Raw genomic sequence first — 12,207 nt, forward strand, 5'->3', positions numbered from 1 at the left:
GTCAGTCCGGCAGCGGAATGAACTCTTCCTCGTCGCCGGTCACCTTTGCGAAGTGGCCCTGGCGCCAGTCGTCCTTGGCCTGCTCAATACGCTCCCTGCGGGATGACACAAAGTTCCACTCGATGAAGCGTTTGTTGAACCGTTCGCCGCCGATCAGGGCAATCCGGGTTTCCTCCCGTGCCTCAATAACCACCCCTTTTTCGTCGTTCAGCACCACCATGGAATATTGGGGCACGGTGACATCGCGGGCCTGGACACTGCCCCTTGCCACGTAGACCGCCCGTTCCTCGGCGTCTGGCAGGGTCAGGCGCTGGCCCGGTTGCAGCCAGGCTTCCAGGTACAGGGTTTCGGCAAATACCTTCACCGGCGAGGTAACGCCATAGGCCGAGCCCATCATCACCCGCACCGGAACGCCATCCACCTCGACCCCGGGAATATCGGCCCCCGGGTAATGGTGGAACGCCGGGTCAATTTCCTCCTGGCCTTCCGGCAGCGCCATCCACAACTGCAGGCCGTCCAGCACATGGTCGGTGGCGGTGATCTCCGGGCGTTCCCGTTCGGAATGCACAATGCCACTGCCGGCCACCATCAGGTTGATATCGCCCGGGGTAATGGGCTGCAGGCTGCCCACGGAGTCCCGGTGCAGGATTTCCCCTTCAAACAGGTAGGTCACGGTCGCGATGCCGATATGAGGGTGAGGGCGCACGTTGATGCCGGTGCCGGCGGCAAACCTGGCCGGGCCCATGTGATCGAAGAATATCCACGGGCCGACCATCTTGCGCCTTGCCGTCGGTAACACACGGCGAACGGAGAAGCCGCCCAGGTCACGGTCTTTCGGCTGCAGGAGCAGCTCAACGGCCCCGCATTCCTCGGTGGCCTGGCATTCGAGCTCAGCGGTCGCGGCAAGGTTACTCATGACAACGTCTCCTGTTGTTTGCGGTGTGCGGTATTCCCGGTGGGGTATGACCATATCTCGTCAAAGTATCGGACATTGCGCCGGTTTCGGCCATGGGGAATTTGCCCTGTCTCGGAAAGCCATCCGGGACTGGTACGGTGACCTGGCCCTGGCGTTGGTGAGTCTGGAGAGACAGGTCAACAGGCCTATCTGCGCTTTGTCGTAGTTTCGTGATTCCTTACCTTGGTTAACGAGCAAAACGTCAGGTATGCTCCTTGGCTCTTTCGCGTACGTACGAGGCGGCTGTTCCGCGTACATCGCAGCTTTACAAATTCAGGGACAGGATGATGGGCAACGGATTGACGGTGTTTCTCGGCGGTGCCGGGATGAACGGAAGCTATCAGGAAGATTTCATTACCAGCCTACGTCAGGCAGGGATAGCAAACCCGGTCTACGGTAACTACTCTGCCTTGTTTGAGGGATTTGACCACCACCTCTACACGACCATTGATACGCTGGGTGACGCCTCAGCCGTTATTTTTTACAACCAGAGCAAGTAAAAAACGTCATTGTCATCGACCTGGGCCAGCACGGTGATCCCATATACGCGGGTATGAGTGATGGCGAGTTGATCAAGGCAGTGCCTATGCTTGGCATGCAGATGGTGAGGGGGAAAGGAGAGGGGCATTTCTACTATGCGGTAGAAAACGGAGAAGGGCAGACCCGTCGCCACCTCTTGGCACGATCTCTCTTCCAGAAGGGGGTGCGTTAATGTGGTTATTGCGAGGCCTGCTAATTATTGAACTCTTGGCTTGCCTGGTACTCCACGGTGCAAAGGCTTGGGGGTGGGAACCAGCCGACGAGTCATCAATCCTGGTCTGGGCGTTTCTGTTTGCCTTTCCAATGTCGGTCCTCGGTTTTGTCCCGGCCCTGATACTCCTTGTCGTCGATGTAGTGCGTTTCAGGCGCAGGTCGATGGTTATTGCCGTGGGGTGGATCGGTTTTGATGTGGTCATGCCGGTCCTGAACCTGATCGTTTTCAACGCATATTATGAGCAGATTGGCCAGATGTGAGGCCTGGACGCCTTTGGAAGCGCATCTCTCCCGTTGTCCTCTTTTCGATTTGCAGACATTCCCCAGCGCCCGGGCGGTAGGACTCCTCTACAATGTTTTCTTCAAGAAACTGGGTTATTGTGTCGATGTAATTGCCGTTAGTACCTTCTGGAATGCTTATGGTTGCAAAAATTGAGTTGCCACCCACTTCAATTTTATATACTTCGATGAAAAAGTCGGATCTGCTGTTATCCGTGATCTCGAATTGTGCGCGCAGGCCGTTCAGTTTGGTATTGCTCGCCTGACTTTCGGTTACGGTTGCCGCTTTTTGCATTTCTTGGGTTGGAAGGTACTGCTCTATGCTCTTTTGAAGGCAGTCCGAGACGGTCGAAGCTGGGGCTAGCCCTTTACATGAACTCTCTTCAAGTATTAATAACGTATCTCGGGCGGTAAGGATATAGAAAGATACTGAGTTACTTTGCTTGTCGTCTATATACGTTAACTGCCAACCTTGTGGCAGCCTTTCGGATACAATCTTCTCTAGATCGATCGGGGATGAGGTCGAATCTGCCTTCGAAAGGTTAAGAAAAAATATTGCTAACAACAGTATCGTTAGTGAGGTGGCTGATCCGAAAGCCAGTTTTTTTACATCCATGTCACATTATCTTCAAGTTGGCATTGTCAGGCGGTGTAAAAGCAATAGGGATATCGGGTAAGAGGGGGAGGGCGCGCAACGTGCATTTACAACGACTGCCACATGGAATCGGCGATTCCTGGCGATATATCTGGAATGCACCAGATCCTCGTGCCCACTATCCCTGTAGAGGTATCCACGTGACGCATTGAACTGGATTCTGCTTATCCAGTCAATTTTTGCGAAGTGGTACCCCCGGCAGGTTCCACACCAATATCTAATTTGTGCTCAGAATGTCTCAGCTGGTAACTAAGATACTGTAATAAAACAAAAAGTATTGCTAGATGAGTTTTTGGTGGTATCGTTTATGGACACATTCACCCATCTTGCGACAGGTGTTTTGAGGGGTAGGATGATGGGTAGATTGAGGTGTGGAGCTAAACGATGCCAAAAAAAGTGCCTGAAATGGGGCCTGCCCAAGTTCGCAACCTCCGCCATGGGGTAGTGAAAAAGGACAGTAAAACGCGAAAAGCCGGAGAGCCTTGTGTTGCTTATCACAGGGTGGGTGGGGTAGACGGTCTAGTTTTGCAATGTCGTCCGCCAGCGGCTGGACAGGAAATCGGCTCACGCTCTTGGCTTCTGGTCACGACGGTGGGCCTCCGTCGTCGCGAGATTGGCCTGGGAGGCTATCCCGATGTGGGCCTAGGAGAGGCGCGAGAGCAGGCCCGCCAGAAAAAGGAGGAAATCCGCAATGGCGTAGATCCTGTTGAGCAGAATCAAGAGCGAAAGGCCAGAGACCGTGAGCGTCAGCGGAAACAAGTCACCTTCGGAGAGCTCGCGGAGGAATATTACAAGATTAAAGAGGTGACTTTTCGCGGCAAAAACCCGCAGCGGCAGCGAAACCGCTTACGGAAGTCGATTGATCGATGTCTGGGGGAGATTGGTGATACCCAAATCGGCGACCTCACCGTTGAGGACATCGTACGAGTTCTGAATCCGCTTTGGACCACCCAAACACCAACGGCCACCAGAATTCGTCAGACTATCGCCCAAGTCTGGAAGCTGGCGGCGTCTCGCAACCTGGTTTCCGGGAAGAACGTTGCAGATTGGGACGACAATCTGGATGGCTGGCTGCCACCGGCAAAGCGTATCCACCACACGAGGCATAAGCCTGCGATGCGGCATCATGACTTGCCTGAGTTTATGAAATTCCTGCTAGAGCGAGACACGACGCCCGCCCGTGCATTGGAATTTCAAATACTGACTATCGCTAGACCGACAGAGGTTCAATTTGCTGAATGGCCGGAAATCAATCTCGACGAGGGAACTTGGACGATTCCAGGCTCGAAAATGAAGAATAGGAACCCGAATGAGCTCCACGTGGTGCCTTTGGTGCCAAGGGCAATAGAAATCCTCCGGAGCATGCCTCGGTCCGGACGATACGTATTTCCGGGTTACAAAGAAAAAGCGCAGATCAGCGAGAACGCGCTGAACAACACTGTGAAGGCAGTTCATCAAGAGTCTTTGAAGGCTGGCGGCAAAGGATTTATGGACCCTCGGTATAACAAGATCGCGTGTGCACATGGAATGAGAAGCTGTTTCAAAAATTTTGCCGCGGCCAAGACAGATTTTGATGATGTGGTCTCCGAGCTCAGTTTGGCGCATCTGGACAGCGACGAGACCCGCGCAGCGTATCTGAGCGAACAGATCTTGGATCGTCGCCTGCAATTGCTCAACGCCTACGCCAGGTATGCATACACAGGAAAGTTGCCACGGAAACGCCGGCAAGAGGATTATTAACCATAAATCCTGAGTTTCTGCAGTTTTCTAGCAATTACACGCGCCAACCGACCCTTGTTACCGATTAACTTATTGAGTACCAATTAATCGGAATGAGGTACATAACGTGTTTTACAGCATCAAAGAAGTCAGCAATCGTTACGGCGTTTCTCCCAAGTCCATCTGGCGTTGGATTCGTGAAGGGCGCTTTCCGAAACCGGTCAAACTCGCCCCCAAGACTGCTCGGTGGCGAGAGACTGACCTGCAAGCCTATGAAGAGGGCCTTGGCAGTTAAGGGCTCTGCATCAACATCGTGGCTAATGGCGGGTTCTGTTCGTTTCGAACCCGCCACACAATACCGCTCTTTTCATTGCATCATGATTCTTCCGGCCTCCGGTGGCTCTGCTTTTCCGGAACAGCGGGTGTGTTGGTGGAAAGCGATCACGATGTTTTCTCTCTTGCTCAGCGCGACGGTTCAGTGCCATCTTCTCCCGTTTAATTTGGTCCTGGTGCAGTTGCTGTTTCAGTTGGCGTAGTACCGCTTTGGCGTTCGACGCATGGCGAAGCTGGCGCGCCAAATTCTTGGTTGCGTCCATATTGCCTGCATAGGCACCCCTGGCAAGCGCCAGCAGGTAAGAGAAGCTCTTGGTATTCTGAATTCCGGTTTTCATGCGCTTGCTCCCCAGGATTTAGTTTGTTGATACTGGCAGCGTCATTTGATCGACACTTCAAAGACTACTGAGGAATGATGGCCACGAGCCTTTCGAAATATGATCAATTGTGGCAACGTCAGAAAATTCTGAGGTTTCCGGTGCCTCTGCTGTACTGAGGGATGTATGAAGAATGAAATCATGGTGACGCTCCCGCCCCTTGACGTGTTTTTTCTGCCTCATGTTTCGGATTTTCTTAAAATCGCGCTCGGCGATTCGGGCTCCTTCCCTAGGCTGGTGGAGACAATGGCGAACACTGCCGGGGTCAAAGCACCGCACCGTACCACTTTGAAGAAAGCTGAAAGCCAACCCGTAACACGGGGCGCCGCGATGAAAATTCAACGCGTCTGGCAAGCAAGTATTCCCGACAAGCAATTCCTGGAATCAATCGAAGCTGCAGTGGAGCCCTGGAACGGCCTCCAATTGAAGAACAATGGGTCCTCGTGGGTAGCTGCGCTGGCGGGTGCTGACAAGTCGAAAATTGGCTCGGCCCTCAAAGGATCTAGGGTTGCCAGCTTTCTTGAGCAGCGGATGGCCCAGGAGAAGGCTTTTCTCGACTGGGTCAAACAGGAGACCAGCCGACAGCCGAATAAACAGCATGATGACCCCGCCGTCTGGATTCGACGGGGTCAAGAGTTCTTGAGGGAGCACACCCTGGTGGATCCGGAACTCATCTCCTTGATCGCCGAGATCGACCACACAGTCAGAAATCCCGAAAGCGCAGAGTGGCGCAAGGGAAAGAGCATACTGCACTTGGTTAACCACCAACTGCGAATTGATTTCTACTACACGCTGCTCTGTGAGTTGGCTTTGGATGTGGCCGACTATCTTGTTGCGCATGGGGCGTATGAAACGCACAAACAACAGTTGGTCGATCAGGGATTTGTGGGAGATATTGCTCCCCGATCACCGGCTCAGGAAGCTCCGTCTGAAAAGGACAGACCCCTAATTCGGCTATTTGAGGTTTGGAAATATCGATTGTCAGCGCTCAATGGTTGTGACTTCAGCTATAGACGAATGGCCAGCTACTTGCCTTTACCCGGAGACTGCTCTGAGGAAGAGTTTGCTTCTCGTGCATTTGAGACCCCGGCGGATCATAGGTACGGAAAGCTGAAGCGCTGGCGCAAAGGCACGATTCCCGATTTATCGGATTTCGAAACATTCATTGCCAGGCTCTGTGCCGGCCACGACTCAGACCATTATCTGGCGTGGATGAAAGCTCAGGTTGCGCTGGCATGGGGTCGATTGATCGATGAAGAAGAAGCGACCCTTTCCTCAATTTTCAGTGCGCATCCAGATCTTCAACGTTTCAACGCGATCGGGTTCTACAGCAAATACTGGAGCCACTATCAGAAACAGGCCGCCGACATTTCAGCGGCCTGATCTTGCATAGCTACTTACCCTTGGAAGGGGCGTTACCTCGGCCTCCTCCAGATGGCCGGCCGGTTGTGCTTGGCCAGTTGCCGCCCGGATGACCGTTGGCGGGACGAGAGCTACCTTTACCTTTTGACATGGGAATCTACTCCAGTTCTTGAGTGCGTTTTAAGGGTTCTCATCGTCAGGCACTACTGTTTAGTCAGATGCCAACCCGTTTGGTACGGGCATTCATATACCCGCAAATGAATGTGACTCTCACGGCCAATGATTTCTGCCCGAGCCACTGCTCCTTTCTTGGTTGAATAAATTTCCTTGGTATCTCCAGAGCCATCGGTGCAGAACTCGCACGGCTTACTCGGCGTGTATCGTTGCTTGGGGGTTAGATGCCAGTGCTGGCATCGCTGGCATTGGTAATACGTGAAGTCCTGACCGTAGAACAAGCTCGCGTGGTCGGAAGAACTCCATGCTTCATATTCAGATTCGTAAGCTGCCAGTGGTTCACCAGTTCGTTTGCTGATGCAACTGTCGAATGTCAGCTTCATTGGGTACTCCAGTTCAGATTGTGGTTTCGTATATTTCAGGCAATGAGTTTTCTCATTGCCTGTTTACGATCATCGGAAATCTGAACCGGGGCCGGGAGGGGGCTCGGCGTGTGAATTTTCGAACATTGGGGCCGCTCTGGTTCAGGGCCTTTCTGTCGTTGTTCATCGCAGTGTGAATGAATCCAGGCTGTGGCACCTGTCCGAACTTCTGGGCCCACTTCAATTGCCTCAGAATCTCGGTCTAATATTCCTTGCCTTAGATCTAGTAACCCGAGACTTTGTCGGCCGGCCACCTTGCTGTCGGTTCTGGACAAGCCGCAGCGGCCCGAACCAATGCTGGTCTTTGCCCCTGGCAGTAACCATCAATCTCATCGCACGGATGTAATCAGCCATGGTCGCGGGTGCCAGTCCCTCATTATCAAACCATGCGTAGCGGATAAATTTGCAATGCTTGAGCAGGATTTGATTGGGCCGACGAACCTCTGGAAATTGAGTCTCGATGGCATCTGCCATCGCCTGAATCCGATTGATCGTGCGCTTTTTGGTGGTGTCAGAAGTCTTCTCCGCCCACCGAATACGATCTGTCAGTTCGCGGATGTCCATCAGTAACCCCCTATGTACGACGATGCCACCTGGAACCGGGCGTGCCCAAGCTGCCGAGCAACTTCTTCTCGTGCTATTCGGTCCAGAACTCGGTCACGAATAGGTCCCCGAAGTGGCGATGGACCTCGAACAATATCCTCATAGACCTGCTGGGCGAATCCGGCCCGGAGCTCGCGATAACTGGGGATGCCGCCTTCGCGCAGAATTCGCCTGCAGCGATTAAGAATTGTTCTATAGAATTGAATCACGTTGTCTGTCGTCGACAGCAAGCACCGCGATTCTGTGGGCCGGACAGATAGCGCAAACTGCAGGGCTTCGCGCTGGAATGTGCCCGCTTTGATAGTTCTTGATCGGCACTTGCGGCCCCCTTTAGTCCCTTCAAGGATTGCGGCGCTCCCGGTTTTTTCGATCTCTCTTCGCATGCGATCCAGGTCCTGCAAGACTGCCTCCTGCACTCGCATCCCGAATGCCCGAGCGAGTAAAACGACCGCCGCACCACGCCCTAGTCCTTTGGCAATCATGCGATCTGCGGCAGTGCGTGAATCAGCGATATCGGCCTCGATCTCCGTTTTCCTCACATTGGATCGTGCCACGCCCAATGCCTTGCGAGCAGACAACTTGAGTTCATCGTTTCCTCGCATTGCGAATAGGGTTGTGTTGACTGTGGAAATCAGGTTGTGAGCGTAGTTAATGGACACGCACTTATCAGTCTTGCCGTCAGGCCACTCATAGGGCTCTTTCAGTCTGTGTCGCAGGTACTCCCCATAAGCGGTGACGATTTCATGATCAATAGCTCGTGCATCGCGAACGTCATTACGCCGGCAGAATTCGGCAAAAATCCTGATCCGGATTTTGTGCGACCGCCTGGTTCCGTAGTGGTCATGCTGACCAAAGAAAATATCGAGCGCCATTTTCATTGCGAACGCCAACATCTTTCCGAAGCCGTAATTTTGCTTGCGGTGCCTGGGAATCTTTTTCTTACCTTTCATGTCTTTTAGAACTCTATAAATATATGGAATTTGGTTGATTTTTACAGCTGGCGCGAGGCAAACCATGCGGGTTTCGGGGCAAAGCCAGGTCCCCTCGCCGATGCTCCGCCCCCTAATCCGCACTCAGATACAAAACCATGTTGAGTCTCCTGGTCAGGTGGAACATCCGTTGTGCTGCTGTAGAAGCACGTTTTAACCAATGCGAACCGTGTTACGCGGTACGACTGCCACATGGCAGGGCGATGGGGGAGCGGTTGTCGCGGTGTCAGTGCGACGATGCAAGGCTGGTTGCCGTCAAGTAATTTGCGGCGATGGGGCGAACGAGTCTAATCGAGCGAGCCAGTGATGACGCACTGGTAGAACGGATCTGCTCGAAACCGGTTTTAGTCAGGGTTATCGACAAGTTCTAGTCCGGGAATCCGGCTTAAAATATTGAAATTATGGAGAAAATAAACATCATTTCAGTCATCTCTCTAACGTTCATTTGTCGCTAGTAAAGACGAGGAAGCCATTGCTGGCGGTGGGGTTAGCGAAAAAGCTGTTCGCTGGCGTGCTCAAAGGCACATTCGGGTGAGGCGTTTGCCCCGAGGATACCGGTCGAGGTTCGACGGTAAAGTACTTGCTGTTTACATAACCGTGCCAGCTACACGGCCAGGCATTGCCTGGAAAGAGCAACCATTATCGAAACTGAGCCCAGGATTGTCCACTCGTCAAAACGCTCATTTACTGTAATAACACCGGGTTGCGGGGAGGAGGGCAGCGACCGGTACTTGGGTGTAAAGAGGATCAAGGAAAAGGGGAGCAGGTCAGGTGTACCGCTAGTGCACCTGTGGTGAACCCCCGGCTGAATTCAGCAAAATTGTACGAGTTTTCGACTCGCTATCGCCGAGGGCTTAGGTGCACTCCAGGTACAGTGTGGGTACACCACCGGTACACTGATTCCTGATATGACGTCGCTTCACGTCGATCGGCAGATACTCATGTCCAAACGCCATGCTCCAATCGACCGACGACGTCCTTAACAGCCTGTATTTTCTCTGGCGAATCCATGTATACCAAAGGTGCCTCGTTGCCGATTGCGCGTAAGGGTTGACTCAGCCAAGCGTCTGCGGCCCGTCGATCACCCTCGAATAGCTCCACCGCAGCGGTGACGACATCTTCGCGGAGGGCATCAATGGTTTTTGGTTGGTTGTCCATCTCCTCGCTCCAAATGTTCGTAGTGTATCAGTGGAATGCTCACGCCGATCACAACGTCAATGATCCCAGATAGGCTGTGATCTGGCCAAGGCCTTCAGTTGTCGTTACCGAATCGATTGGCCGCGAACCGAGCTGCCGGTTCTCTGTCTTCATCCAAGGAGACATTGCGGCACGGTCTTTCCGGTTTGAGCATGGAGCCGCTGATGGATTTGGATTAACTGTAGCGCCTTGATCCCGGCCTCGCTGTGCGGATCTATTGGGGCACCTGCCTCCGTTGCATAAACGCAGTTCGGGTTTGTTACGTCAACACCCAGAGCACAGCATAGTGTGCGGGCGTGAGCTGAAGCTCTCTAGCGGCCCGCTAGACTGTCTTTGTTGGCATTTCTCCCCGATCAGTATGGTAATGGTCCGATTTCCCACAGCACATGACTTATCGTATCTCGTGTTCGATGATTTTCGTGCTTTCTTAGAGCGCCTTAGGGTTAGCAACGGTGGCAAGTTTACCATTTCCTACCCGATGGACGGCCTCTTCCTGAGTGGTGTCAGAGTGGACTTGTTCCTACATATGGTGTTGACCACCCTGGGAGCAGTCTATATATTGAAGATGTGCTCATCGCAGCTGCAACCTCTCTGCACTGCTTGAGTTGGAAAGAACGCTTTGGCGGACTGGCGCAAGTGATGATAATCACCGATGCGCAGGCGCTTGGTCGCTCAATCACGATGTCTGTGAGGCTGTGACTCAGGGCAGTGTGCCAGGACATTGGCTTCTTATCCCCCGAAAGATCCGGGAAGCCGATGAGGTTCTTTTTCAGCACAGGCCAAAGTGCGGAGGTGGCTCGGTGAAGGTTCTCGAATCCAAACGAGCGGCGCTAGAATTCTTGTCCACGGTTTTATCGGCTTTGGCCGGGGTTCTGATGCTTTTTGCTGTATCTTTCACGACAAGTTCGGTGCCAGAGGCTGGCTGTAGTGATATCGATTGGCAAATGATAATCATTTCCGATCCTGGGTTTGATTCGCTTGAGTTGGAAAGAACGCTTTGGCACACTGGCGCAAGTGATGATAATCACCGATGCGCAGGCGCTTGGTCGCTCAATCACGATGTCTGTGAGGCTGTGACTCAGGGCAGTTGACTTCTCAATCGGTTTGCGGGGGATTCAAGGATCAAGCCGACAAGAGAGACTCCCACCTAATAAATCGTCCATAACAGTGGTGAAAATGACGCATGGGAAAGTCAGCTCTTCACACCATTGCTAGCCAAGCGCAACTATATAAATCTTGGAAGAAGATCAACTCGCGTGCAGTTCGTTCAAAGCGAGAAGTATCCGGTGTCGATGAAATCTCAGTTGAGAAGTTTAGCTCAAATGTAGATGCCAATATTTATGCGATTAGACAAGATCTATTAAATCGACGTTATAAATTCTGCGAGCTTCTCGCGTTCACCATTCCTAAAGATAATGGTGGCTTCCGGATTATTAATATCCCAACGGTTCGAGACAGAATCGTGCAAGGCGCAGTTCTAGATTTCCTTTCAGAAAAGCCTATCTTCAAATCTAGCTCAAATTATGGTTTTCTGCGTGGTAAAACAGTTAAGCAGGCCGTAAGCAAGTTTGCTGATCTTAGGTTTCACTATCCTTACGTAGTAAAAGTAGATCTCCAGTCTTTTTTCGACACAATACCAAGAAACGAATTGATTGGACGTGTGAATAAGAAACTAAAGTTTCGTTCAGTTGTTTCATTGATCCACGATGTGATCGATTGTGAGTCTGCATTTCGTACCGAAGGAGATCTAAAGAAGGCTTATAAAAAAGGCTTGAAAAAAGGAGTTGGTATTCGACAGGGGATGCCTCTGTCTCCCTTTCTTGCAAATTTGTATCTCGATGAATTCGATGTATTCGTCCAAAAAAAGGGTTATAAGATAATTAGGTATGCGGATGACTTTGTAGTTCTATGCAGCTCAATGGGTGACGCAGATAGGGCGGTTAATGAAGTGGTCAACTGCTTGAAGGAGATCGGTTTATCAATAAGTACGGAAAAATCTGATATTTTTAATCCGGATCAATCTGTCGAATTTCTCGGAATCGACTGCGTCAAATATGAATCTCATGGTTATCGTTTGGAGCTATCTAATAGGAAATTGCGGAAACTCGTTTCTAATATACTGGATTTCAGAAATATAGATTTCTGTCTGAAAAATAACGTGAAATTGTTCAGCCTGGAAAAGCGACTAGACCTGATGATTTCTGGATATTGTCAAGCGTACGATCTCTGCGCGAATAGCCAAAGCATTAAAGATAAATTAGTCGCAAATAAAAATAGGACAATTAATGATATCCTTAAGGAAGGGCTAGGAGTAAAAGTGGATGATTTAAACAAAAAGCAGCATGAATTTCTTGGCCTAAAGTAGGTAATTAATGGAAGGAAAGATAGT

Annotated in this window: 13 protein-coding genes; 6 read left to right on the top strand and 7 right to left on the bottom strand. The window is 51.6% G+C overall.

Annotation, left to right across the window (positions count from 1 at the left end; genetic code table 11):
* Position 1 precedes the first annotated feature (1 nt).
* Complete coding sequence (locus tag ACJO2E_RS04605; RefSeq protein ID WP_406962264.1) at positions 2-916, bottom strand: pirin family protein; 915 nt, start codon at positions 914-916, stop codon at positions 2-4.
* Between the two features lie 326 nt (positions 917-1,242).
* Between ACJO2E_RS04605 and ACJO2E_RS04610 the strand changes: the two genes are divergently transcribed.
* On the top strand, positions 1,243-1,455 hold the full coding sequence (locus tag ACJO2E_RS04610; protein ID WP_406962266.1) for a hypothetical protein: 213 nt from the start codon (positions 1,243-1,245) through the stop codon (positions 1,453-1,455).
* Positions 1,456-1,934: 479 nt separating this feature from the next.
* On the opposite strand, the gene ACJO2E_RS04615 is transcribed toward ACJO2E_RS04610, so the two are convergent.
* Positions 1,935-2,603, bottom strand: coding sequence for a hypothetical protein (locus ACJO2E_RS04615; RefSeq protein ID WP_406962268.1), 669 nt, complete (start codon positions 2,601-2,603; stop codon positions 1,935-1,937).
* Between the two features lie 423 nt (positions 2,604-3,026).
* Between ACJO2E_RS04615 and ACJO2E_RS04620 the strand changes: the two genes are divergently transcribed.
* Together ACJO2E_RS04620 and ACJO2E_RS04625 are read left to right on the top strand one after the other, a co-directional pair.
* A complete protein-coding gene (locus tag ACJO2E_RS04620) occupies positions 3,027-4,382 on the top strand; it encodes a tyrosine-type recombinase/integrase (protein WP_406962269.1) in 1,356 nt (451 codons plus the stop codon).
* A gap of 106 nt (positions 4,383-4,488) precedes the next feature.
* Complete coding sequence (locus tag ACJO2E_RS04625) at positions 4,489-4,656, top strand: helix-turn-helix transcriptional regulator (RefSeq protein WP_273622940.1); 168 nt, start codon at positions 4,489-4,491, stop codon at positions 4,654-4,656.
* 22 nt (positions 4,657-4,678) lie between these two features.
* On the opposite strand, the gene ACJO2E_RS04630 is transcribed toward ACJO2E_RS04625, so the two are convergent.
* Positions 4,679-5,032, bottom strand: a complete 354-nt coding sequence (locus ACJO2E_RS04630; protein ID WP_406962271.1) for a hypothetical protein — start codon at positions 5,030-5,032, stop codon at positions 4,679-4,681.
* Between the two features lie 165 nt (positions 5,033-5,197).
* Between ACJO2E_RS04630 and ACJO2E_RS04635 the strand changes: the two genes are divergently transcribed.
* Positions 5,198-6,454 carry a hypothetical protein gene (locus tag ACJO2E_RS04635; protein ID WP_406962272.1) on the top strand — a complete coding sequence of 419 codons (1,257 nt, stop codon included), beginning with the start codon at positions 5,198-5,200 and terminating at the stop codon, positions 6,452-6,454.
* Positions 6,455-7,218: 764 nt separating this feature from the next.
* On the opposite strand, the gene ACJO2E_RS04640 is transcribed toward ACJO2E_RS04635, so the two are convergent.
* The 4 genes from ACJO2E_RS04640 to ACJO2E_RS04655 form a co-directional block, all read right to left on the bottom strand.
* The gene (locus ACJO2E_RS04640; RefSeq protein ID WP_406962274.1) at positions 7,219-7,593 is read right to left on the bottom strand and encodes a hypothetical protein; all 375 of its coding nucleotides are present in this window, start codon (positions 7,591-7,593) and stop codon (positions 7,219-7,221) included.
* Complete coding sequence (locus ACJO2E_RS04645) at positions 7,593-8,582, bottom strand: integrase domain-containing protein (protein ID WP_406962275.1); 990 nt, start codon at positions 8,580-8,582, stop codon at positions 7,593-7,595. Before ACJO2E_RS04645 ends, ACJO2E_RS04640 begins: the two co-directional genes overlap by 1 nt.
* Before the next feature lie 978 nt (positions 8,583-9,560).
* On the bottom strand, positions 9,561-9,779 hold the full coding sequence (locus tag ACJO2E_RS04650; protein WP_406962277.1) for an antitoxin Xre/MbcA/ParS toxin-binding domain-containing protein: 219 nt from the start codon (positions 9,777-9,779) through the stop codon (positions 9,561-9,563).
* Between the two features lie 48 nt (positions 9,780-9,827).
* Complete coding sequence (locus tag ACJO2E_RS04655) at positions 9,828-9,944, bottom strand: antitoxin Xre/MbcA/ParS toxin-binding domain-containing protein (RefSeq protein ID WP_406962280.1); 117 nt, start codon at positions 9,942-9,944, stop codon at positions 9,828-9,830.
* Between the two features lie 674 nt (positions 9,945-10,618).
* Here ACJO2E_RS04655 and ACJO2E_RS04660 point away from each other — a divergent pair.
* Positions 10,619-10,909, top strand: a complete 291-nt coding sequence (locus ACJO2E_RS04660; protein WP_406962282.1) for a hypothetical protein — start codon at positions 10,619-10,621, stop codon at positions 10,907-10,909.
* A gap of 92 nt (positions 10,910-11,001) precedes the next feature.
* On the top strand, positions 11,002-12,183 hold the full coding sequence (locus ACJO2E_RS04665) for a reverse transcriptase domain-containing protein (protein ID WP_406962284.1): 1,182 nt from the start codon (positions 11,002-11,004) through the stop codon (positions 12,181-12,183).
* The last annotated feature ends 24 nt before the right edge of the window (positions 12,184-12,207 follow it).

Source organism: Marinobacter shunpengi (genome assembly GCF_045449695.1).
Taxonomy (GTDB): domain Bacteria; phylum Pseudomonadota; class Gammaproteobacteria; order Pseudomonadales; family Oleiphilaceae; genus Marinobacter.